This is a genomic window from Streptomyces sp. NPDC028308, assembly GCF_055565855.1.
This window is the reverse complement of sequence record NZ_JBVHTO010000006.1, coordinates 292,831-315,775: the sequence shown is the minus strand read 5'-3', so window position 1 is coordinate 315,775 and position 22,945 is coordinate 292,831. Positions and strand designations below refer to the sequence as shown.

The following is a 22,945-nucleotide window of genomic DNA, read 5'->3' as shown; positions in this document are numbered from 1 at the left end:
GGGGCGGAGGCTCACTTGAAGGCCAGGTTGTAGAGGCCGCCCGCGACGGCGCCGCCGATCAGCGGTCCTACCACGGGGATCCAGGCGTAGCCCCAGTCCGACCCGCCCTTGTTGGGCAGCGGCAGCAGGGCGTGGACGACCCGGGGGCCGAGGTCGCGGACCGGGTTGATCGCGTAGCCCGTCGGGCCGCCGAGCGAGAGGCCGATGCCGACCACCACGAACGAGGTCACCAGGGCGCCGAGGACGCCCAGTCCGTTGCCGTTGTCGTTGAGGCCCTGGGTCAGGATGGCCAGGACCAGGACGACGGTGGCGATGATCTCCGTGGCCAGGTTCTGCGCGACGTTGCGGATCTCGGGGCCGGTGGAGAAGATGCCGAGCACCGGACCGGCGGCGGGGGCCGCCTTCTGGTCGACCAGCGCCTCCTCGGCCGGCTGCTGGGCCAGGATCTCCGGGTCCGTGAGGTGGGCCTGGAACTGTCCGTAGTACGTGATCCACACCAGCACCGCGCCGATCATGGCGCCGAGGAGCTGGGAGCCGAGGTAGAGCGGTACGTCGCTCCACTTGGTGCCGCCCTCGATGGCGAGGCCGATCGTGACCGCCGGGTTGAGATGGGCGCCGGAGACGCCGCCCGCGAGGTAGGCCGCGGTCAGGACCGCGAAGCCCCACCCGAAGGTGATCGCGAGCCAGCCGGCGTTGAGAGCCTTCGAGCGCTTCAGCGTGACGGCGGCGCACACGCCACCGCCGAGCAGTATGAGTACGGCGGTACCGATGGTTTCGCCGATGAAGATGTCGGAGCTGGACACCCGCGACTCCTTTGTCCTTCGTCCAGGGGAAGCCGAACCCCGGGTCCCTCCGGTGGTTCGTGCTCTCGGGGAGTGAGAGCGATATCGGCCCTTGGCACTGCCACACCTTAACGCTTATTGCCGGTAGGTGTTCGACAATGCCGACCGATGGACGGGAGTCTTGCTCCGCCCTCAGCAGGTCGTCAAGGGTTCTGTTATCGAAAACACGATCGTTATTGATCGCTGCGGACTATCGGTCCGGGGCGACCCCGGGCGGGCGCCGTCCACGTGCCTCGCGGGGCCCTTTGGAGGCGGCACGACGAAGGCCGGGACGCCCTCTGGCGTCCCGGCCTCGTCTCGTACGGCTGCGGCCCTCAGAACCGCCCGGCGCCCAGATCGCGCGACACGGCGCGGGCGCAGTCCCGCACCGCCGCGATCAGCTCGGGGCGCAGTTCCCCGTCCTTGCGGATGCGCTCGACGGCCCCGGTGATCCCCACGGCGCCCACCGGCATGCGCCGCTGGTTGTGGATCGGCGCGGCCACCGAGGCGACGCCGGTCCAGGTCTCCTCCACGTCGTCCGCGTAGCCCCGCGCGCGCGTCAGGTCGAGGACGCCCTCGAACGCCTCCGGCTCGCTTATGGTCCGGGGCGTGAACGTCTTGCGCTCGGCCTCCAGGACCTCGCTGTGCGCCACCGGGTCGTAGGCCGCGAGGACCTTGCCGAGTGCCGTGGAGTGCAAGGGCTGCATGGCTCCCACCTCCAGCACCTGCCGGCTGTCGTCCGGCCGGAAGACGTGGTGCACGATCAGCACGCCCTGCTGGTGCAGCACCCCCAGGTACACGCTCTCGCCGCTGGAGCGGGCCAGGTCGTCCGTCCACACCAGGGCGCGCGCCCGCAGCTCGTGCACGTCGAGGTAGGTCGTTCCCAGCCTCAGCAGCTCGGCGCCCAGCTGGTACCGCCCGGACGCGGGCTCCTGCTCGACGAAGCCCTCGTGCTGCAGGGTCCGCAATATGCCGTGGGCCGTACCCTTGGCGAGGCCCAGCGAGGTAGCGATGTCCGACAGGCCGAGCCGCCGCTCACCGCCCGCGAGCAGGCGCAGCATCGCGGCCGCCCGCTCGAGCGACTGGATGTTCCGTGCCATCGCCGTGCTGCCCTCCGTCCCCTTCGGCCGCCGACGGGCCTGTGCGCTACCGCCGTTCGGCAATGTCGAACACTACCGGTCGTCACCGACCTCCCGCCAATACCCGGCGGACATCGCGCGTCTCATCTGAGCACGCCCCCCTGCCACGCCCGGCAGGACACCCCGCCCGGACCCGGCCGCACCGCCCCCCACCGGCCCTTCGTGCCCGCCACACCCGTCCGGCCCGTGGACGCCCCGTCCACGGCGTGGCGCTCCGGGCTACCCTGACGGCGTGCGCCTTCCATGGGAAGCGCAAAGCCGACAGCCGTCGCACTCCAGGGAGCACCCTTCATGGCCTCGTCGCCTAACCCGTCCCTTTCGTCCGCAGCCTCCGGGAGCCGGACCCGCACCGACGCCCTCCGCCGGGCGCTCGCGACCCGTGTCGTGGTCGCCGACGGCGCCATGGGCACCATGCTCCAGGCCCAGGAACCGACGCTCGAGGACTTCGAGAACCTCGAAGGCTGCAACGAGATCCTGAACCTCACCCGGCCCGACATCGTCCGCTCCGTCCACGAGGCGTACTTCGCCGTGGGCGTCGACTGCGTCGAGACGAACACCTTCGGAGCCAACCACTCCGCGCTCGGCGAGTACGACATCCCCGAGCGCGTCTTCGAGCTGTCCGAGGCCGGTGCCCGCATCGCCCGCGAGGTCGCCGACGAGTTCACCGCCTCCAGCGGGCAGCAGCGGTGGGTGCTCGGCTCCATGGGCCCCGGCACCAAGCTGCCGACCCTCGGCCACGCCCCGTACACCCTCCTGCGCGACGCCTACCAGCGGAACGCCGAGGGCATGATCGCGGGCGGCGCGGACGCCCTCCTGGTGGAGACGACCCAGGACCTCCTCCAGACCAAGGCCGCCGTCCTCGGCGCCCGCCGCGCCCTGGACGCCACCGGCCTCGACCTGCCGCTCATCGTCTCCGTCACCGTCGAGACCACCGGCACCATGCTGCTCGGCTCGGAGATCGGCGCCGCGCTGACCGCCCTGGAGCCGCTCGGCATCGACATGATCGGCCTGAACTGCGCCACCGGCCCCGCCGAGATGAGCGAGCACCTGCGCTACCTGGCCCGCCACTCGCGCATCCCGCTGTCCTGCATGCCGAACGCCGGCCTGCCCGTCCTCGGCAAGGACGGCGCGCACTACCCGCTGTCCGCCCCCGAGCTGGCCGACGCCCAGGAGACCTTCGTCCGCGAGTACGGCCTCTCGCTCGTCGGCGGCTGCTGCGGCACCACCCCGGAACACCTGCGCCAGGTCGTCGAGCGGGTCCGCGAGCTGTCCCCGACCCCCCGCGACCCGCACCCCGAGCCCGGCGCCGCCTCGCTCTACCAGACCGTGCCGTTCCGCCAGGACACCGCGTACATGGCGATCGGCGAGCGCACCAACGCCAACGGCTCCAAGAAGTTCCGCGAGGCCATGCTGGAGGGCCGCTGGGACGACTGCGTGGAGATGGCCCGCGACCAGATCCGCGAGGGCGCCCACATGCTCGACCTCTGCGTCGACTACGTGGGCCGCGACGGCGTCGCCGACATGGAGGAACTGGCCGGCCGCTTCGCCACCGCCTCCACCCTGCCGATCGTCCTCGACTCCACCGAGGTCGACGTGCTGCGCGCGGGCCTGGAGAAGCTCGGCGGACGCGCCGTCATCAACTCGGTCAACTACGAGGACGGCGACGGCCCCGAGTCGCGCTTCGCGAAGGTCACCGCGCTCGCCCGGGAGCACGGCGCCGCGCTGATCGCGCTGACCATCGACGAGGAGGGCCAGGCCCGCACCGTCGAGACCAAGGTCGCCATCGCCGAGCGGCTGATCGAGGACCTCACGACGAACTGGGGCGTCCACGAGTCGGACATCCTCATCGACTGTCTGACCTTCACGATCTGCACCGGTCAGGAGGAGTCCCGCAAGGACGGCATCGCGACGATCGAGGCGATCCGCGAGCTCAAGCGCCGCCGCCCGGACGTGCAGACCACCCTCGGACTGTCGAACATCTCCTTCGGCCTCAACCCGGCCGCGCGCGTCCTGCTGAACTCGGTCTTCCTCGACGAGTGCGTCAAGGCGGGCCTCGACTCGGCGATCGTGCACGCGAGCAAGATCCTGCCGATCGCCCGCTTCGACGAGGAGCAGGTCACCACCGCCCTCGACCTGATCCACGACCGGCGCCGCGAGGGCTACGACCCGCTGCAGAAGCTGATGGCGCTGTTCGAGGGCGCCACCACCAAGTCCCTGAAGGCGGGACGGGCCGAGGAACTGGCCGCCCTGCCCCTGGACGAGCGGCTCAAGCGGCGCATCATCGACGGCGAGAAGAACGGCCTGGAGAAGGACCTGGACGAAGCGCTCACCGAGCGCCCGGCCCTCGACATCGTCAACGAGACGCTGCTCGACGGCATGAAGGTCGTCGGCGAACTGTTCGGCTCCGGCCAGATGCAGCTGCCCTTCGTGCTCCAGTCCGCCGAGGTCATGAAGACGGCGGTGGCCTATCTGGAGCCGCACATGGAGAAGACCGACGACGAGGGCAAGGGCACCATCGTGCTGGCCACCGTGCGCGGCGACGTCCACGACATCGGCAAGAACCTCGTCGACATCATCCTCTCCAACAACGGCTACACGGTCGTCAACCTCGGCATCAAGCAGCCCGTCTCCGCCATCCTGGAGGCCGCCCAGGAGCACCGCGCCGACGTCATCGGCATGTCCGGCCTCCTGGTCAAGTCCACGGTGATCATGAAGGAGAACCTGGAGGAGCTGAACCAGCGCAAGCTGGCCGCCGACTACCCCGTCATCCTCGGCGGCGCCGCCCTCACCCGGGCGTACGTCGAGCAGGACCTGCACGAGATCTACGAGGGCGAGGTCCGCTACGCCCGCGACGCCTTCGAGGGCCTGCGCCTGATGGACGCCCTGATCGCCGTCAAGCGCGGGGTGCCCGGCGCGGCCCTCCCCGAGCTGAAGCAGCGCCGGGTGCGCCCGACGGCCGAGATCGTCACCGAGGAACGGCCCGAGGAGGGCCACGTCCGCTCCGACGTCGCCGTCGACAACCCCGTGCCCGAGCCGCCGTTCTGGGGCTCCCGCGTCATCAAGGGCATCCAGCTCAAGGAGTACGCCTCCTGGCTGGACGAGGGCGCCCTGTTCAAGGGCCAGTGGGGTCTCAAGCAGGCCCGCACCGGCGACGGGCCGACCTACGAGGAGCTCGTCGAGACCGAGGGCCGGCCCCGGCTGCGCGGCCTGCTGGACCAGCTCCAGACCGGCAACCTGCTGGAGGCGGCCGTCGTCTACGGCTACTTCCCGTGCGTGTCCAAGGACGACGACCTGATCCTCCTGGACGAGCAGGGCAACGAGCGCACCCGCTTCACCTTCCCCCGCCAGCGCCGGGGCCGCCGCCTGTGCCTCGCCGACTTCTTCCGGCCCGAGGAATCCGGCGAGACGGACGTCGTCGGCCTCCAGGTCGTCACCGTCGGCTCCCGCATCGGCGAGGAGACCGCCAAGCTCTTCGAGGCCAACTCCTACCGCGACTACCTCGAACTGCACGGCCTGTCCGTGCAGTTGGCGGAGGCGCTGGCCGAGTACTGGCACGCGCGCGTCCGCGGCGAACTCGGCTTCGGGGGAGAGGACCCCGCCGCCGTCGAGGACATGTTCGACCTCAAGTACCGCGGCGCCCGCTTCTCCCTCGGCTACGGCGCCTGCCCGAACCTGGAGGACCGCGCCAAGATCGCCGAGCTGCTGCGGCCGGAGCGCATCGGCGTCCACCTCTCCGAGGAGTTCCAGCTCCACCCGGAGCAGTCCACGGACGCCATCGTGATCCACCACCCCGAGGCGAAGTACTTCAACGCACGCTGAGCCGTCCCCGGGCCCGCCCCCTCGCGGGGCGGGCTCCGGCGTGACGCGAGGCACGCCCGAGGGCACACCGAGGCATTCCGGTCGGACAAGTCGTACACTGGTCGGTCCACCGCAGGCCGGTTGCCCCTTCGTCGAAAAGGGCAGCCGGCCTGATCGTCCCTCAAGGAGGTGCGCCCGGATGACCAGTACGGTTTCCGCGCTCGGTACCCGTACGGCCGAAGGCTCAGCGCTGCAGGCCGTGCTCCTCGACATGGACGGCACCCTGGTGGACACCGAGGGCTTCTGGTGGGACGTCGAGGTCGAGGTCTTCAAGTCCCTCGGCCACACGCTCGACGACTCCTGGCGCCACGTCGTGGTCGGCGGCCCCATGACCCGCAGCGCCGGCTTCCTCATCGAGGCCACCGGCGCCGACATCACCCTGCCCGAGCTGAGCGTCCTGCTCAACGACGGCTTCGAGAGCCGCATCGGACAGGCGCTCCCGCTGATGCCGGGGGCGGCCCGGCTGCTCGCCGAGCTGGCCGCGCACGGGATCCCCACCGCGCTGGTCTCCGCCTCCCACCGGCGCATCATCGACCGGGTGCTGACCGCCCTGGGTCCCCAGTACTTCAGCCTGACGATCGCGGGCGACGAGGTCGAGCGGACCAAGCCGTTCCCCGACCCGTACCTGCTGGCGGCCGCCGGGCTCGACGCCGATCCGGCCCGGTGCGCGGTCGTCGAGGACACCGCGACCGGCGTCGCGTCGGCCGAGGCGGCGGGCTGCCACGTGGTCGTCGTGCCCTCGGTGTCACCCATCGCGCCCGCTCCGCGCCGCACCGTCGTGTCCTCTCTCGAAGACGTCGATCTCCGATTTCTGCACGGCCTGATGACGGAAAAGCGCTAGAGCTTCACCCAGCGTGCGGAACGGCAAACGCGGAAAATCGTCGAATGACCGCCCGGACAATTCAGAACCAGGTCGGATGGCCGAATTCCGGTACCTGTCAGCCGAGTTGACACTGTGACGTTCGTCACGAGTATCGGGGTCGACATCACGGACGCGGTGTGCTTAGTCCCCCTTTTCGGGGGTGGTCCGTGTGCCCTTGTGTCCTGATTGGTGGAACACTGCGCGGTTCCTTCCCCTGTCGGGTTTTCGGTGCGTCCGCGCCCGGTTTCGCAGCGTGATGGGAGGGTGGCTCCCGTACCTGTGAGACGCCCCGCAGGTGCGGACTAATCTCGTCGCGAGAACCTCGCCACAACTCCCCGTGATCCGCAGCACCACCCCTGCATGCCGGGTACACGGACTCGACAGCTCTGGAGAAACTCGAGCATGAACCGCAAGACTTTGGTGCTGCCGGCGATCGTCGGCCTGCTCGGCCCCGTGCTCGCCGGCTGCGGTGGGTCCGACAGCGGCAGCAAGGGGGGCGACGCGATCGTCGTCGGCACCACGGACCGGTTCACCGTCACGAGTGACGCCCCCGCGCCGCTCGACCCGGCATACGCGTACGACGTCGGCACCTGGAACATCCTTCGCCAGACCGTCCAGACCCTCATGGCGCAGCCGCGTGGCGACGGTGAGCCCCAGCCCGAGGCGGCCGACAAGTGCGGCTTCACCGACGCCGGCAACGAGCGGTACGTCTGCACCCTGCGCAAGGACCTCAAGTTCTCCAACGGTGACCCCGTCACCGCGAAGGACGTGAAGTTCTCCATCGACCGCGCGCTGTCCCTCAAGGCCGACAGCGGGGTGTTCGCCCTGCTGTCCACCGTCGACACGGTCGAGACCCAGGGCGACCGCGAGGTGATCTTCCACCTCAAGACGGCGGACGCCACCTTCCCCTTCAAGCTGTCGACCCCGGTCGCCGGCATCGTCAACCCCGACGACTACGAGAAGGGCAAGCTGCGCGACGGCTTCCAGGTGGACGGCTCCGGCCCGTACACCGTCGAGTCCGAGGTCAAGGACAACGAGCTCGTCAAGGCCGTCTTCACCAAGAACCCCCACTACAAGGGGCTCCTGGAGCCGAAGAACGACAAGGTCGAGATGCGCTCCTTCACGAGCGCCGACGAGATGGGCACCGCCCTCGACAAGGGTGACATCGACGTCATGACCCGCTCCATGACGCCGAAGCAGATCCAGCAGCTCTCCAAGGACGACGGCGACATCGACCTGGTGGAGGTGCCGGGTCTGGAGATCCGCTACCTCGGCTTCAACACCGCCGCCTCCTCGGTCAAGTCGAAGGCCGTCCGGCAGGCCGTGGCCCAGCTCGTCAACCGCGGTGAGCTCGTCTCCAAGGTGTACGGCACCCAGGCCGAGCCGCTCTTCTCGATGGTCCCCGCCACCATCACGGGCCACAGCAACTCGTTCTTCAACGAGTACGGCGAGCCGAACACCGCCAAGGCCAAGGGCTTCCTCAACAAGGCCGGAATCACCACCCCGGTGAAGGTCACCCTCCACTACACGACCGACCACTACGGCACGGCCACCAAGTCGGAGTTCGAGGTCCTGAAGCGGCAGCTCAACGCCAGCGGGCTGTTCGACGTCGACATCAAGGGCGAGGCCTGGGACAAGTTCCGTCCCGCCGAGATGGCCGGCAAGTACGACATCTACGGCATGGGCTGGTTCCCCGACTTCCCCGACGCCGACAACTACCTCGCGCCGTTCCTCGACAAGGACAACACCCTCGGCTCGCCCTACGCGAACGGCGAGATCCGCAACACGCTGATCCCCGAGTCCCGTCGCGAGGCGGACCGGCTCAGCGCGTCGAAGAGCATCTCGGAGATCCAGGACATCGTCGCCGCCGACGTACCGCTGCTGCCGCTGTGGCAGGGCAAGCAGTACATCGCCGCACGCGACGACATCACGGGCGCCGAGTGGGCCATCAACTCCTCCTCGACCCTGCAGCTCTGGGAGCTCGGCCGCGGCCTCTGAGCAGCCCGCCGGCCTCCCCCGGCCCGGGACCCTCCTCGGGTCCCGGGCCCTTCAGATCCAATGACAAGGCACTTGCACGTGAACATGCGTAACCAGTGGCCGGTCCTGTCCGTCGTGACGGGGCTGGCCGCCGGTCTGTTGACCGGCTGCGGCTCGGACACCGGCGACTCCGGCGGCACCGGCTCCTCCGTGGTCGTGGGGATGTCCGACGACGTCCTCGCCACCGACCCCGCCGCAGGCTACGACCCCGGGTCGTGGCTGCTGTTCAACAACGTCTTCCAGTCGTTGCTGAGCTTCCCCAAGGGCGGTACCGAGCCCGAGCCCGAGGCCGCCGAGGAGTGCGCCTTCACGGACACCGGCACGAAGGTCTACACCTGCACCCTGAACGACGGCCTGAAGTTCAGCAACGGTGACCCGCTCACCTCGAAGGACGTCAAGTTCTCCTTCGACCGCATGCTGAAGATCAACGACGCCACCGGCCCCGCGATCATGTTCCCCATGCTCGACGAGGTGACCACGCCGGACGCCAAGACCGTCGTCTTCAAGCTCAAGTACGCCGACGCCACCTTCCCGAGCAAGATCGCCTCGGGCGCCGGCTCGATCGTGGACCACCGGCAGTACTCCGCCGACGGACTGCGCACCGACGGCCAGGCGGTCGGCTCGGGCCCGTACAAGCTGGAGTCCTTCGACAAGGACCAGGCCGTCTTCTCGGTGAACGAGGACTACCGGGGACCCGCCGAGGCCCACAACGCCGGCGTGACCCTGAAGTTCTTCCACGGCGACCAGCCCGCCCTGAAGAACGCGCTGCTCGCCGACCGCGTCGACGTCGCCTACCGCGGCCTCGCCGCGAACGACATCGCGGACCTGGACAACCACACCTCCACCGGCAAGGGCGTCGACGTCGTCGAGGGCAGCAGCGCCGAGGTGCAGCACCTCGTCTTCAACATGGACGACCCGGTCGCCGGCAAGCTCGGCGTACGCAAGGCCATCGCCTACCTGCTCGACCGCGAGGCCCTGGTCAACGAGGTCTACCAGGACACGGCGACCCCGCTGTACTCGATCATCCCGGCCGGCATCGCCGGGCACGACACGGCGTTCTTCAACACCTACGGCGCCCGTCCTTCGAAGGCCAAGGCGCAAGCGGCGCTCCAGCAGGAGGGCGTCACCGGCAAGGTGAAGCTGACCCTCTGGTCGACCCCGTCGCGCTACGGCCCGGCCACCGACAACGAGTTCAGGGCGATCGCCAAGCAGCTCAACGCGAGCGGACTGTTCGACGCGAGCGTGAAGTCGGTCGCCTTCGGCCGCTACGAGAAGGACATCGCAAAGGGCAAGTACGGCGTGTACGTGAAGGGCTGGGTGCCGGACTACCCGGACCCCGACAACTTCACCGCCCCGTTCTTCGGCGACGGCAACGTGCTGAGCAACAACTACACCAACAGCACGATCACTTCGCGGCTCCTGCCCAGGATCGCCGCGCAGAGCGACCGCGCCTCGACCGACACCGACTACGGCCGGGTCCAGAACATCGTGGCCGACCAGATCCCGGTCATCCCGGTGTGGCAGGCCAAGCAGTACGCGGTGGTGCGCGAGAACGTCTACGGTCTCGAGAACTGCCTCGACGCCTCGACCGTCTTCCGCTTCTGGGAGATCAGCAAGAGCTGAGCACGACATACGTCAGGGGCGCCCCCCTTCCCACCGGAAGGGGGGCGCCCCTGACGCATGTCCGTGTCCGCAGAGCCCGCCGGGCACGGACGGCGCGGGCTACTGCTGGGCGCCGGGGCGCACCAGCCCGCTCTCGTACGCGTACACCGCGGCCTGCACCCGGTCGCGCAGGCCCAGCTTGGTCAGGACGTGTCCCACATGCGTCTTGACGGTGGTCTCGCTGACGAACAGGTCGGCCGCGATCTCCGCGTTCGACAGGCCGCGCGCCACCAGCTTCAGCACCTCGACCTCCCGCTCGGTCAGCGTGTGCAGGGTGTCCGGCACCGGCTCGTCGCCGGACGGCAGATGACCCGCGTACTTGTCGAGCAGCCGGCGCGTGATGCTCGGCGCGAGCATCGCCTCGCCCGCCGCCACGACCCGGATCGCCTGCACCAGCTCGTTGGCCGGCGCGTCCTTGAGGAGGAAACCGCTGGCGCCGGCGCGCAGCGCCTCCACCACGTACTCGTCGAGGTCGAAGGTGGTCAGGACGAGCACCTTCGCCGGACCGTCCCGGCCGGGGCCGGTGATCTGCCGGGTCGCCTCGACCCCGTCCATCCGCGGCATACGGATGTCCATCAGAACCACATCGGGCTGCAGGGCACGTACCTGGTCGAGTGCCTGGAGGCCGTCTCCGGCCTCGCCGACGACCGCGAGGTCCTGCTCCGCCTCCAGGATCATCCGGAAGCCGGTACGCAGCAGCGGCTGGTCGTCGACCAGTAGGACGCGGATGGCCACGTAAGTCTCCTTCGCTAGTCCGGCCCCATTCTGCCCTGCTCGGTTCCACCGGACTCGGGCGCCCTGACGGGGAGCGGGTACGGCGGGGGAGTGCCGCCGAACTCCGGGCACACCGCCCGGTGGTCGCACCAGCCGCAGAGCTTGGTCGGCCGCGGCCGCCAGTCGCCCGTCTCGGTGGCCTCCCGGATCGCCTCCCACAGCGCGAGCAGCTTGCGTTCGACGCGCTCCAGGTCCGCGACGACCGGGTCGTACGTCAGCACGTCACCGCTGCCCAGGTAGACGAGCTGGAGCCGCCGCGGGACGACGCCCTTCAGCCGCCAGACGACCAGGGCGTAGAACTTCATCTGGAACAGGGCGCCTTCGGCGTACTCCGGCCGGGGCGCCTTGCCGGTCTTGTAGTCGACGATCCGGACCTCGCCCGTGGGCGCCACGTCCACCCGGTCGATGATGCCGCGCAGCCTGAGCCCGGAGTCCAGACTCGCCTCGACGAACAGCTCGCGCTCGGCCGGTTCGAGCCGGGTCGGGTCCTCCAGCGTGAACCAGCGCTCCACCAGCCGCTCCGCCTCGCCGAGCCAGCGTGCCAGCCGCTCGCCCTCGGGGTCGTCCGCGAACAGCTCCACGACCTCCGGCCTGGTCTCGCGCAGCCGGTCCCACTGACCGGGGATCAGCGACTTGGCGCGCGGGGCGGTGCGCTCCGTGGCCGGTGCGTCGAAGAGGCGCTCCAGCACCGCGTGCACCAGGGTGCCGCGCGTGGCCGCCTCGCTCGGCTTCTCGGGGAGCTTGTCGATCACCCGGAAGCGGTAGAGCAGCGGACACTGCATGAAGTCGCCCGCGCGCGAGGGCGACAGCGACGCGGGCGGCACGGCCGTGACCGCCACGACCGGCTCGGCGGCGGCCGGCTCCGTCGCGACGACGGCCGGCTCGACGGCCTGGGCCGGCACACCCTCGGCCGGACCGGCGCCGGACGGCGCCGGCGGCCCGGACGTCACCGAGGTCGTGACGGACGCGGCGGCCTCCCGCGGCCCGGCCCGGCCGGGACTCTCGGCGGGGGCCTGCGCGGTGCCGGCCGCGACGGTCTCCGCCGCGTCCTCGGTGCTGGTGTCCATGACGACAGACCATACGGCCCGGCACCGACACCGACCCAGCCGCCGCTCCTCCGACGGCACGGAAAACAGAGGGGGTGCCGGGGCGGAACACGCCGCTACGGCCGCATACCATCGACCGGAGACCCTCCCGCCCTGCATGATCGGGAGTGGGGAGACGCTTCGAACAAGGGGACATCGTGGACGAGAGCGGCGGGAGCGGGCAGCCGCGGTCCGGCAAAGACGAGGCGCCCGAGCGTCACGCGGAACCGTCGGCACCCGAGGCCACCGGCACCGGGCACCCCGCGACGGAACGGCACGCCACACCCCCGGACGCCCCCGGCCCGGCAGGGCCCGCCGACGAGACGCCGACGGACACCCCCGAGCCGAGCCCGAGCGACCCCGAGCCTCAGGCGGACGCCGCCCGCACGCCCCCGCGACGCCCGGCCGGACAGCCACCGGCGACGAACCCCGAGCGACCCTCGCAGGCCCCGGACACCGCGCCCGGGTCCCGGGGAGCCGCGAGCCCCCGAACCCCGGCCGCGCACGGCGAGCAGGTGTCACCGAGTCCCGCCGACGAGGCCCCGCAGCGCCCGGCCGGGCAACCGACGGCAGCGAACCCCCAGCCGCCCGCGCAGTCCCCGGACACCGCGCCCGGACCCCGGGGAGCCGCGAGCCCCCGGACCCCGGCCGCGCACGGCGAGCAGGTGTCACCGAGTCCCGCCGACGAGGCCCCGCAGCGCCCGACCGGGCAGCCGACGGCAGCGAACCCCCAGCCGCCCGCGCAGGCCCCGGACGCCGCCCCCGGGCCGCACGGAGCCGCCGGCCACCGGACCCTGGCCGCGCACGGCGATAAGGCTTCCGGGGACGACTCCCACGCGGACCCGCACGCCGGGCCGCACGGAGCCGCCGGTCACCGGACTCCCGCGCACTCCCACCCGGCGGACCCGCAGGACCCGGCCGGGCCGTCCGGAGCGGCGGGGCACCGGACCCCGGCCGCGTCGGGACGCAAGGCACGGCCCCCGCGCCGGGCCAAGGAACCCGGTGGCGGGCTGCTCATGGGGCGGCCCTTCGGCGTGCCGGTCTACGTCGCCCCCAGCTGGTTCCTCGTGGCCGCGCTCATCACCTGGGTGTTCGGCGGACAGCTCGACCGGGTGCTGCCCGAGCTGGGCAACCTGCGCTACCTGGTGTCCCTCTTCTTCGCCGTCGCCTTCTACGCCTCCGTACTCGTGCACGAGCTGGCCCACACGGTCGCCGCCCTGCGCTTCAAGCTGCCGGTGCGCCGGATCCAGCTCCAGTTCTTCGGCGGTGTCTCGGAGATCGAGAAGGAGTCCGAGACACCCGGCCGGGAGTTCGTGCTGGCCTTCGTCGGACCCCTGCTCTCCCTGGTCCTGGCGGGCCTCTTCTACCTCGCCCTCCAGGGCGTCGAACCCGGCACCGTCCCCGGGGTCCTGCTGGCCGGCCTGATGATCTCCAACCTGATCGTCGCCGCCTTCAACCTGCTGCCCGGTCTGCCCCTCGACGGCGGCCGGATGCTGCGTGCCGTCGTCTGGAAGATCACCGGCCGGCCGATGAGCGGCACCGTCGCCGCCGCCTGGGTCGGCCGCGCGCTCGCCGTCTCCGTACTGATCGGGCTGCCCCTGCTCACCCAGTCCGGCGCCCTCGGTGACGCGCCCGAGGACATCGGCGGCATGGACACCGTCATGGACGCCCTGCTCGCCGCGATCCTCGCCGCGATCATCTGGACCGGCGCCGGCAACAGCCTGCGGATGGCGCGGCTGCGCGAGCACCTGCCCGAGCTGCGCGCCCGCTCGCTCACCCGGCGCGCGGTCCCGGTCGAGACCAGCACGCCCCTCTCCGAGGCCCTGCGCCGCGCCAACGAGGCCGGAGCCCGCGCGCTCGTCGTCGTCGACCCCGACGGCGAACCCCTCTCACTGGTCCGCGAGGCCGCCATCGTCGGCGTACCGGAGCACCGCCGCCCCTGGGTCGCGGTCAGCGGGCTGGCCCAGGACCTCACCGAGGGCATGCGCGTCTCGGCCGAGCTCGCGGGCGAGGAACTCCTCGACGTCCTGCGCGCCACCCCCGCCACCGAATACCTGGTGGTGGAGGACTCCGGCGAGATCTACGGCGTCCTGTCGGCCGCCGACGTGGAGCGGGCCTTCGTCAAGGCGATGGCACGGCCCTCGTAGCGATCACCCCGGCCGGCCGGTCCGGGGGAGCCGCGGGGCCCTCCGCCGGGCGCCCCACGGGTGGTCCGCGGCCCTCTTCGGGACCGGTAGGCTGGTCACATGTCCGAACCGACCGGTGCCGCCCGCAGGCGCGGGCCCTTCAAGGTCGGGGACCAGGTTCAGCTGACCGACCCCAAGGGCCGCCACTACACGTTCACGCTCGAGGCCGGGAAGAACTTCCACACCCACAAGGGTTCCTTCCCCCACGACGAGCTGATCGGCGCTCCCGAGGGCAGCGTTGTCCGCACCACGGGGAACGTCGCCTATCTCGCGCTGCGCCCCCTGCTCCCCGACTACGTCCTGTCCATGCCCCGCGGCGCCGCCGTGGTCTACCCCAAGGACGCGGGGCAGATCCTGTCCTTCGCCGACATCTTCCCCGGCGCGCGCGTCGTGGAGGCGGGAGTGGGCTCCGGCTCCCTCAGCAGCTTCCTGCTGCGCGCCATCGGCGACCAGGGCATGCTGCACTCCTACGAGCGCCGCGAGGACTTCGCCGACATCGCCCGGCAGAACGTGGAGCGCTACTTCGGCGGCCCGCACCCCGCCTGGCAGCTCACCGTCGGCGACCTCCAGGACAACCTGAGCGACACCGACGTCGACCGGGTCATCCTCGACATGCTCGCCCCCTGGGAGTGCCTGGAGGCCGTCTCCAAGGCGCTCGTCCCGGGCGGCATCCTGTGCTGCTACGTGGCCACCACCACGCAGCTCGCGCGCACCGTCGAGTCCATCCGCGAGATCGGCTGCTTCAACGAGCCGACCGCGTGGGAGACGATGATCCGCAACTGGCACATCGAGGGCCTGGCCGTCCGCCCGGACCACCGGATGATCGGCCACACCGGCTTCCTGCTCACCGCCCGCCGCCTCGCGGACGGCGTCGAGCCGCCCATGCGCCGCCGCCGCCCCGCCAAGGGCGCCTACGGCGACGACTACGCGGGACCGAACGCCGACGGCGGCTCCGGCCGCTGAACCGGCGGCCGCGTGCCGGCTGTCCAACGCACCACGACTGTGGCCGAGTTCCCGGGAACGCCCGGGAACTCGGCCACAGCGCTTTTCCGTTGACCGACCCGCACGAGTACCCACCCCGCGGTTCCGCCTCACTGTGACGTGTGGCACCATGCAGCCACCCCCCACCGGTACAGCCTTCACAGGAGACGCTCCGAGTGCAGCAATCCGCCGTCCCGGAACTGGCACACACCCACACCAGCCCCATCCACTGGCTCGCCACGGCCACCGCCCTCGCGGGAGTCGTCGCGCTGTCCTCGGTCCTGCAGCCCGACTCGGCGACGGCGGCCCAGGCCGCGGGCACCGACGCGAAGGCCGCCCCGGCCGCCGTGGCGCCCCCGGATCCCGCGGCGGTCGCCTTCCCCATCGAGTGCGGGACCGCGAAGGTCCTGGTACAGAAGAAGGCGTCCGGGGACCTCGACGGGGACGGCCGCCCGGAGACCGTGGCCGTGGTGCGCTGCGACGCCGGCTCGGGAACCCCGCCGAACGGTGTCTACGTGCTCACCCAGGGCGAGGGCGCCGACAAGCCGCGAGTGGTGGCCACGCTGGTCGAACCCCAGGACCGGCTGAGCGTCTCGGAATTCGCGCTGCGCGACCGAACCGTCACGGCGACCCTGCTCGGCTACTCCTCGTCCGCCGTGCCGAGTTGCTGCCCGGACGTGAAGGACCGCGCCAAGTGGCAGTGGAAGGACGGCACGTTCGTCCGGTCCACGCCCTCCGAGGCACGGAGCGTGTGAGGAACCGGACGAGGCGGTGACAGCGGGTGACCTCAGGTCACCCGGCGTCCGGCCCGTAGACCTCGACCCTGTCCGAAACGCGCCGGACGTGGATGCAGTCGCCCGGGCACTCCTTGGCGGAGTCGGCCACGTCGCGCAGCAGCGTCAGCGGCACGGGGGTTGTCGCGCCCGGCGCCTGGAGCAGCTCGTCGTCCGCGCTCTTCACGTAGGCCAGACCGTCGATGTCCAGCTCGAAGACCTCGGGCGCGTACTGGGCGCAGATGCCGTCGCCGGTACAGAGATCCTGGTCGATCCAGACCTCGAGCGCCTCGCCGTCGACTTCTGCCTCCTGCTGCACGGTCATTTCTCCTGCCGTTTCCTGCGTCGAGCGGTCCGAAACGTCGGCAAGTCGGGCCAGCTCTGACGGGTGTTGAACACTTCGACCCTACCTCCGTCCGCTTCCCAATCATGTTGGGTGGGTATTCCCCTGGCGTGAGGGAGAGCGCAAGGGTGAAGATCGGACACACCTCGACAGTCTTTGTGATCTAGGGGTTTCAATCGACACCCACCCAGGTAGGGTCTGGAAGCGTCCAGCTCCCCTTGGAGGAGGTGAGGACCGTGGCAGCCCACGACGACGACATGAACCGCGGCATCCGCCCGGGAAGAGGGTCCGATGACCCCGCCGGGCAGATTGCCTACCTTGAGCAGGAGATCGCCGTCCTGCGACGCAAGCTCGCCGACTCTCCGCGGCACACGAGGATTCTCGAAGAGCGGATCGTCGAGCTGCAGACCAACCTGGCCGGCGTGTCCGCGCAGAACGAGCGGCTCGCCAACACGCTCCGTGAGGCCCGCGACCAGATCGTGGCCCTCAAGGAGGAGGTCGACCGGCTGGCCCAGCCGCCGGCAGGCTTCGGTGTCTTCCTCACGGCGAACGAGGACGGCACGGCGGACATCTTCACCGGGGGCCGCAAGCTCCGGGTGAACGTCAGCCCGAGCGTGGAGCTCGAAGAGCTCCGTCGCGGCCAGGAACTGATGCTGAACGAAGCCCTCAACGTGGTCGAGGCCATGGAGTACGAGAGCGTCGGCGACATCGTCACCCTCAAGGAGATCCTCGAGGACGGCGAGCGCGCTCTGGTGGTGGGGCACACCGACGAGGAACGGGTGGTACGGCTCGCCGAGCCGCTGCTGGACGTCACCATCCGTCCCGGCGACGCCCTGCTGCTCGAACCCAGGTCCGGCTACGTCTACGAGGTCGTACCGAAGAGCGAGGTCGAGGAACTCGTCCTCGAAGAGGTCCCTGACATCGGCTACGAGCAGATCGGCGGCCTGGGAAACCAGATCGAACTGATCCGCGACGCGGTCGAGCTCCCGTACCTCTACCCCGACCTCTTCAAGGAGCACGAACTGCGGCCACCCAAGGGTGTGCTGCTGTACGGGCCCCCCGGATGCGGCAAGACGCTCATCGCCAAGGCCGTCGCCAACTCGCTGGCCAAGAAGGTCGCCGAGGTGACCGGACAGGCCACGGGCAAGAGCTTCTTCCTCAACATCAAGGGCCCCGAGCTCCTGAACAAGTACGTCGGCGAGACCGAGCGGCAGATCCGCCTCGTCTTCCAGCGTGCGCGTGAGAAGGCCAGCGAGGGCACCCCCGTCATCGTCTTCTTCGACGAGATGGAGTCCCTCTTCCGCACCCGTGGCTCCGGTGTCAGCTCGGACGTGGAGAACACCATCGTCCCCCAGCTGCTCGCCGAGATCGACGGTGTGGAGGGCCTGGAGAACGTGGTCGTGATCGGCGCCTCGAACCGCGAGGACATGATCGACCCCGCGATCCTGCGCCCCGGCCGGCTCGACGTGAAGATCAAGATCGAACGTCCGGACGCCCAGGCCGCCAAGGACATCTTCGCGAAGTACCTCACCTCGCGGCTCCCGCTGCACTCCGACGACCTCGGTGAGCACGGCGGCGACCGGGAGGCCACGGTCCACGGAATGATCCAGACCGCCGTGGAGCAGATGTACGCCGAATCCGAGGAGAACCGCTTCCTCGAGGTCACCTACGCCAACGGCGACAAGGAAGTCCTGTACTTCAAGGACTTCAATTCCGGCGCCATGATCGAGAACATCGTGGGCCGCGCGAAGAAGGCAGCCATCAAGGACTTCCTCGACGCGAACCAGAAGGGCCTTCGGGTCTCCCATCTCCTCCAGGCATGCGTGGACGAGTTCAAGGAGAACGAGGACCTGCCGAACACCACCAACCCGGACGACTGGGCCCGCATCTCCGGTAAGAAGGGTGAAAGGATCGTCTACATCCGCACCCTCGTCACCGGAAAGCAGGGAGCGGACACCGGGCGCTCCATCGACACGGTGGCGAACACCGGTCAGTACCTGTAAAAGACAGGGCGGCTGCGGGTGCCCTTCGCGGGTATCCGCAGCCGACTGTTTTTCAGGCCATGCCGGAGCAAGGCAATGACGCAAATGATCTCCCCACCAGCGCAAAGGCGTTCTAGGCTCTTTCGTACCGCCGAGTCGCGTGATGCGGGGACGGGCACCGCGCACGCACCGGAGCACCAGCGGTACTTGAGCAGCGCCCCCGACCGAGGGCGCCGCCGGGCAAGGAGGGCCGCATGACCGTACGGCGAGTAATGGGCATTGAGACGGAGTACGGAATCTCCGTCCCCGGCCACCCCAACGCCAATGCCATGCTCACCTCATCCCAGATCGTCAACGCGTACGCGGCGGCGATGCACCGGGCGCGCCGCGCCCGGTGGGACTTCGAGGAGGAGAATCCGCTGCGGGACGCGCGAGGCTTCGACCTCGCCCGTGAGACCGCCGACTCCAGCCAGCTCACCGACGAGGACATCGGTCTGGCCAACGTCATCCTGACCAACGGCGCGCGGCTGTACGTGGACCACGCACACCCGGAGTACAGCGCCCCCGAGGTCACCAACCCGTGGGACGCCGTCCTGTGGGACAAGGCCGGCGAGCGCATCATGGCGGAGGCCGCGGAGCGCGCGGCGCAGCTGCCCGGCGCCCAGCCCATCCACCTCTACAAGAACAACACGGACAACAAGGGTGCCTCCTACGGCACGCACGAGAACTACCTGATGAAGCGGGAGACCCCCTTCTCGGACATCGTGCGGCACCTCACGCCCTTCTTCGTCTCCCGGCAGGTGGTCACCGGCGCCGGCCGCGTCGGCATCGGCCAGGACGGCCACGAGCACGGCTTCCAGCTGAGTCAGCGCGCCGACTACTTCGAGGTCGAGGTGGGTCTGGAGACGACCCTCAAGCGGCCCATCATCAACACGCGCGACGAGCCGCACGCGGACGCGGAGAAGTACCGCCGCCTGCACGTGATCATCGGCGACGCGAACCTGTCCGAGATCTCGACCTATCTCAAGCTCGGCACGACGGCCCTGGTCCTCTCGATGATCGAGGACGGCTTCATCGCCGTCGACCTGGCGGTCGACCAGCCCGTCCGCACGCTGCACCAGGTCTCGCACGACCCGACGCTCAAGCGCCTGGTCACGCTCCGCAGCGGCCGGACACTCACCGCCGTACAACTCCAGATGGAGTACTTCGAGCTGTCCCGTAAATACGTGGAGGAGCGCTTCGGCGCCGACGCGGACGACCAGACCAAGGATGTCCTGGCGCGCTGGGAGGACACCCTGAATCGCCTGGAGAACGACCCGATGAGCCTCTCCGGGGAGCTCGACTGGGTCGCCAAGCGGGAGCTCATGGAGGGGTACCGGCGCCGGGACGACCTCGACTGGGACGCGGCCCGGCTGCACCTGGTCGACCTCCAGTACGCCGACGTACGGCCCGACAAGGGCCTCTACAACCGTCTGGCGGCCCGGGGCCGCATGAAGCGCCTCCTGGACGAGACGGACGTCGAGCGGGCCCGCACCAAGCCTCCGGAGGACACCCGGGCGTACTTCCGCGGGCGCTGCCTTGAGCAGTACGCGGACGACGTCGCGGCGGCCTCCTGGGACTCGGTGATCTTCGATCTGCCCGGCCGGGACTCGCTCCAGCGCGTCCCAACCCTGGAGCCGCTTCGCGGAACGCGTAATCACGTCAAGGAGCTCCTGGACCGCTGCCGTACGGCGGAAGACCTGGTCAGGGTCCTTTCGGGGCGCTGAGCGGGCCAGGTGCCCCCGCCGGGCCCGAGCGGCTCGGGCGGGGTGGAAACAGGCGCCGTCCGGGAATCATCGAGGTGGCTCCGGGACGTTGTAGCAACTGCGGGGCCGATGTCGGACCCTGCTTGTAGGGTCTGATCAAGAACGTCGAACCGAGCGGGGTGAGGGTTATGGCGACCAAGGACACCGGCGGCGGGCAGCAGAAGGCCACGCGTTCCACCGAGGAGGCCGAGGAGCAGACGCAGGAAGCGCAGGGCTCCGAGGACCTCAAGGAGCGCCAGGAGAAGCTGAGCGACGACGTGGACTCCGTGCTGGACGAAATCGATGATGTGCTCGAAGAGAATGCTGAGGATTTCGTGAGGTCATTCGTTCAGAAGGGCGGGGAGTAGGCGACTTTCACCTTCGAAACGAAGGTGAGTGCGGAGGGCTGGAGTTGACCGCAGGTCCGGAGTTGCGGCGCTGTTCGCGGTGCAAGCAGTACTTGCCGCGGGCGAGGTTCGCTGGCAACCGATCCATGCGCGACGGTCTTCAGGCGTACTGCCGGGAGTGCTCTGCCGAGTACTACCGGCAGCGCCAGGAGGCCAAGGGCAGGTCGGTGCGTGTGAAGGTGCCGGTACCGAGAGGGCACAAGCGCTGCCCGCAGTGCACCGAGGTGAAGCCGCATTCGGAATGGGAACGCAACAAGTCCTCTTCGGATGGCTGGTCGAGCTACTGCCGGGGGTGCCGTGCGGAGCGCAACCGGGTCAGTTACTTCCAGCGCAAGTACGGCCTGACTCCAGCTGAGTTGGAAGCAATGGTCGCGGAGCAACATGGTCTCTGCTGCATCTGCCTCGTAGCCCCGGCCGAGCATGTTGATCACTGCCACAGCACGGGTAGGGTCCGAGGCGTACTGTGCTTCAGCTGCAACGCCGCACTGGGGCAGTTCAAGGATCGGCCCGATGCCATAAGACGGGCTGCTGCTTACGTGGAAGGAATCGCGTGGAAGCCAACACTCGTAGCACCGGGCGTCTACCGGCTGCCTTCCTGACGCCCGGGTCGTCGTCCTTCATGGACTTCCTGTCCGAGCATCAGCCGGCCATGCTTCCGGGCAACCGGCAGCTGCCGCCCACTCAGGGCGTGATCGAGGCGCCGCACGGCACCACTATCGTCGCCGTCACGTTCCCCGGCGGCGTGGTCCTCGCCGGTGACCGGCGGGCCACCATGGGCAACGTCATCGCGCAGCGCGACATCGAGAAGGTCTTCCCGGCCGACGAGTACTCGGCGGTGGGCATCGCCGGCACCGCGGGTCTTGCCGTCGAGATGGTGAAGCTGTTCCAGCTGGAGCTGGAGCACTTCGAGAAGGTGGAGGGTGCCACGCTCTCCCTGGAGGGCAAGGCGAACCGCCTCTCCACGATGATCCGTTCCAACCTCGGCATGGCCATGCAGGGCCTCGCCGTCGTCCCGCTCTTCGCGGGCTACGACGTGGACCGCGAGCGCGGCCGCATCTTCTCCTACGACGTCACCGGCGGCCGCTCCGAGGAGCACGGCTTCGCCGCCACCGGCTCCGGCTCGATCTTCGCGCGTGGCGCCATGAAGAAGCTCTACCGCGACGACCTGACCGAGGAGCAGGCCACGACCCTGGTCGTCCAGGCGCTCTACGACGCCGCCGACGACGACTCGGCGACAGGCGGTCCCGATGTCGCCCGCCGGATCTACCCGATCGTCACCGTGATCACCGACGAAGGATTCCGCAGGCTCACCGAGCCGGAGTCCTCCGAGATCGCCCGCGCGATCCTGGAGCGGCGCCTCGAGCAGCCCGACGGCCCGCGGGCCGCGCTGCTCTGACACCGCTCTCCGTTACCAAGGTGACCCTGTGACTTCGACAGAAAGGGACGGATAACCGGTGTCGACGCCGTTCTATGTCTCACCCCAGCAGGCGATGGCCGACCGGGCGGAGTACGCCCGCAAGGGCATCGCCCGTGGCCGCAGCCTGGTCGTGCTGCAGTACGCCGACGGCATCGTCTTCGTCGGCGAGAACCCCTCCCGCGCGCTGCACAAGTTCAGCGAGATCTACGACCGGATCGGCTTCGCCGCCGCCGGCAAGTACAACGAGTACGAGAACCTGCGCATCGGCGGTGTCCGCTACGCCGACCTGCGCGGATACACGTACGACCGGGACGACGTGACCGCCCGCGGTCTCGCCAACGTCTACGCCCAGACGCTGGGCACGATCTTCTCCTCCGCCGCCGAGAAGCCGTACGAGGTGGAGCTGGTGGTCGCCGAGGTCGGGGAGACCCCCGAGGGCGACCAGATCTACCGGCTGCCGCACGACGGATCGATCGTGGACGAGCACGGCTCGGTCGCGGTCGGCGGCAACGCCGAGCAGATCAGCAGCTATCTGGACCAGCGCCACCAGGACGGCATGTCGCTCGCCGAGGCGCTCAAGCTGGCGGTGCAGTCCCTGTCCCGCGAGCCGAACGGCGGTGAGCGGGAGATCCCCGCGGAGCGCCTGGAGGTCGCGGTGCTGGACCGTACGCGTCCGCAGCAGCGAAAGTTCAAGCGGATCACCGGGCGTCAGCTCGGCCGCCTGCTGGAGGCGGGCGGCGCGTCCACCGCCACCGAGGCCGAGGACCCCGACGACGAGGAGTGACCTCGTCGGTAACCCTCGCTCCACGTGCCCCGGCCGCATTCGGCCGGGGC

The 22,945-nt window shown here is 69.9% G+C and carries 18 protein-coding genes; 13 read left to right on the top strand and 5 right to left on the bottom strand.

The genetic code is table 11. The annotated features are described in order from the left end of the window. Nucleotides 1–11: 11 nt before the first annotated feature. Both ACZ4VA_RS15900 and ACZ4VA_RS15895 read right to left on the bottom strand, forming a co-directional pair. Nucleotides 12–803, bottom strand: a complete 792-nt coding sequence (locus tag ACZ4VA_RS15900; RefSeq protein WP_355780545.1) for an MIP/aquaporin family protein — start codon at nt 801–803, stop codon at nt 12–14. A gap of 353 nt (nt 804–1,156) precedes the next feature. After that, nucleotides 1,157–1,921: an IclR family transcriptional regulator gene (locus tag ACZ4VA_RS15895; RefSeq protein WP_356172523.1), complete on the bottom strand. Its 765-nt coding sequence runs from the start codon at nt 1,919–1,921 to the stop codon at nt 1,157–1,159. 330 nt (nt 1,922–2,251) lie between these two features. On the opposite strand from ACZ4VA_RS15895, the gene metH reads away from it, so the two are divergent. The 4 genes from metH to ACZ4VA_RS15875 all read left to right on the top strand — a co-directional run bounded on the left by metH (nt 2,252) and on the right by ACZ4VA_RS15875 (nt 10,340). Continuing rightward, on the top strand, nt 2,252–5,779 hold the full coding sequence (metH, locus tag ACZ4VA_RS15890) for a methionine synthase (protein WP_468081705.1): 3,528 nt from the start codon (nt 2,252–2,254) through the stop codon (nt 5,777–5,779). A gap of 178 nt (nt 5,780–5,957) precedes the next feature. Then, the gene (locus tag ACZ4VA_RS15885; RefSeq protein ID WP_468081703.1) at nt 5,958–6,659 is read left to right on the top strand and encodes an HAD family hydrolase; all 702 of its coding nucleotides are present in this window, start codon (nt 5,958–5,960) and stop codon (nt 6,657–6,659) included. A 423-nt stretch (nt 6,660–7,082) separates the two neighbouring features. Beyond that, nucleotides 7,083–8,678, top strand: a complete 1,596-nt coding sequence (locus tag ACZ4VA_RS15880) for an ABC transporter substrate-binding protein (RefSeq protein WP_356172526.1) — start codon at nt 7,083–7,085, stop codon at nt 8,676–8,678. A gap of 78 nt (nt 8,679–8,756) precedes the next feature. Beyond that, on the top strand, nt 8,757–10,340 hold the full coding sequence (locus ACZ4VA_RS15875) for an ABC transporter substrate-binding protein (RefSeq protein ID WP_356172529.1): 1,584 nt from the start codon (nt 8,757–8,759) through the stop codon (nt 10,338–10,340). Between the two features lie 99 nt (nt 10,341–10,439). On the opposite strand, the gene ACZ4VA_RS15870 is transcribed toward ACZ4VA_RS15875, so the two are convergent. Continuing rightward, nucleotides 10,440–11,114 (bottom strand): response regulator, encoded by a 675-nt coding sequence (locus tag ACZ4VA_RS15870; protein WP_121416646.1) that lies wholly within the window; start codon nt 11,112–11,114, stop codon nt 10,440–10,442. 14 nt (nt 11,115–11,128) lie between these two features. Then, on the bottom strand, nt 11,129–12,220 hold the full coding sequence (locus tag ACZ4VA_RS15865) for a RecB family exonuclease (RefSeq protein WP_388906328.1): 1,092 nt from the start codon (nt 12,218–12,220) through the stop codon (nt 11,129–11,131). A gap of 176 nt (nt 12,221–12,396) precedes the next feature. Here ACZ4VA_RS15865 and ACZ4VA_RS15860 point away from each other — a divergent pair, with 176 nt between their 5' ends. The 3 genes from ACZ4VA_RS15860 (at nt 12,397) to ACZ4VA_RS15850 (ending at nt 16,160) form a co-directional block, all read left to right on the top strand. Beyond that, nucleotides 12,397–14,385 carry a site-2 protease family protein gene (locus tag ACZ4VA_RS15860; protein ID WP_468081699.1) on the top strand — a complete coding sequence of 663 codons (1,989 nt, stop codon included), beginning with the start codon at nt 12,397–12,399 and terminating at the stop codon, nt 14,383–14,385. Nucleotides 14,386–14,484: 99 nt separating this feature from the next. Beyond that, nucleotides 14,485–15,387 (top strand): tRNA (adenine-N1)-methyltransferase, encoded by a 903-nt coding sequence (locus tag ACZ4VA_RS15855; RefSeq protein ID WP_355790974.1) that lies wholly within the window; start codon nt 14,485–14,487, stop codon nt 15,385–15,387. 194 nt (nt 15,388–15,581) lie between these two features. Continuing rightward, entirely contained in the window at nt 15,582–16,160 is a 579-nt protein-coding gene (locus tag ACZ4VA_RS15850) for a hypothetical protein (protein ID WP_389390968.1), read from the top strand. Between the two features lie 37 nt (nt 16,161–16,197). On the opposite strand, the gene ACZ4VA_RS15845 is transcribed toward ACZ4VA_RS15850, so the two are convergent. After that, the gene (locus ACZ4VA_RS15845; RefSeq protein WP_355785164.1) at nt 16,198–16,503 is read right to left on the bottom strand and encodes a ferredoxin; all 306 of its coding nucleotides are present in this window, start codon (nt 16,501–16,503) and stop codon (nt 16,198–16,200) included. Between the two features lie 254 nt (nt 16,504–16,757). Between ACZ4VA_RS15845 and arc the strand changes: the two genes are divergently transcribed. The 6 genes from arc (at nt 16,758) to prcA (ending at nt 22,895) form a co-directional block, all read left to right on the top strand. After that, complete coding sequence (gene arc / locus ACZ4VA_RS15840; RefSeq protein WP_121404178.1) at nt 16,758–18,524, top strand: proteasome ATPase; 1,767 nt, start codon at nt 16,758–16,760, stop codon at nt 18,522–18,524. 233 nt (nt 18,525–18,757) lie between these two features. Beyond that, the gene (dop, locus tag ACZ4VA_RS15835) at nt 18,758–20,269 is read left to right on the top strand and encodes a depupylase/deamidase Dop (RefSeq protein ID WP_355785166.1); all 1,512 of its coding nucleotides are present in this window, start codon (nt 18,758–18,760) and stop codon (nt 20,267–20,269) included. A gap of 167 nt (nt 20,270–20,436) precedes the next feature. Continuing rightward, nucleotides 20,437–20,655: a ubiquitin-like protein Pup gene (locus tag ACZ4VA_RS15830; RefSeq protein WP_358854624.1), complete on the top strand. Its 219-nt coding sequence runs from the start codon at nt 20,437–20,439 to the stop codon at nt 20,653–20,655. 125 nt (nt 20,656–20,780) lie between these two features. Beyond that, nucleotides 20,781–21,293: an endonuclease VII domain-containing protein gene (locus ACZ4VA_RS15825; RefSeq protein ID WP_468081694.1), complete on the top strand. Its 513-nt coding sequence runs from the start codon at nt 20,781–20,783 to the stop codon at nt 21,291–21,293. Then, nucleotides 21,245–22,090, top strand: a complete 846-nt coding sequence (gene prcB / locus ACZ4VA_RS15820; RefSeq protein ID WP_355785174.1) for a proteasome subunit beta — start codon at nt 21,245–21,247, stop codon at nt 22,088–22,090. The genes ACZ4VA_RS15825 and prcB overlap by 49 nt, the downstream gene beginning before the upstream one ends. A 58-nt stretch (nt 22,091–22,148) precedes the next feature. Then, on the top strand, nt 22,149–22,895 hold the full coding sequence (gene prcA, locus ACZ4VA_RS15815) for a proteasome subunit alpha (RefSeq protein ID WP_355785177.1): 747 nt from the start codon (nt 22,149–22,151) through the stop codon (nt 22,893–22,895). Nucleotides 22,896–22,945: the final 50 nt, after the last annotated feature.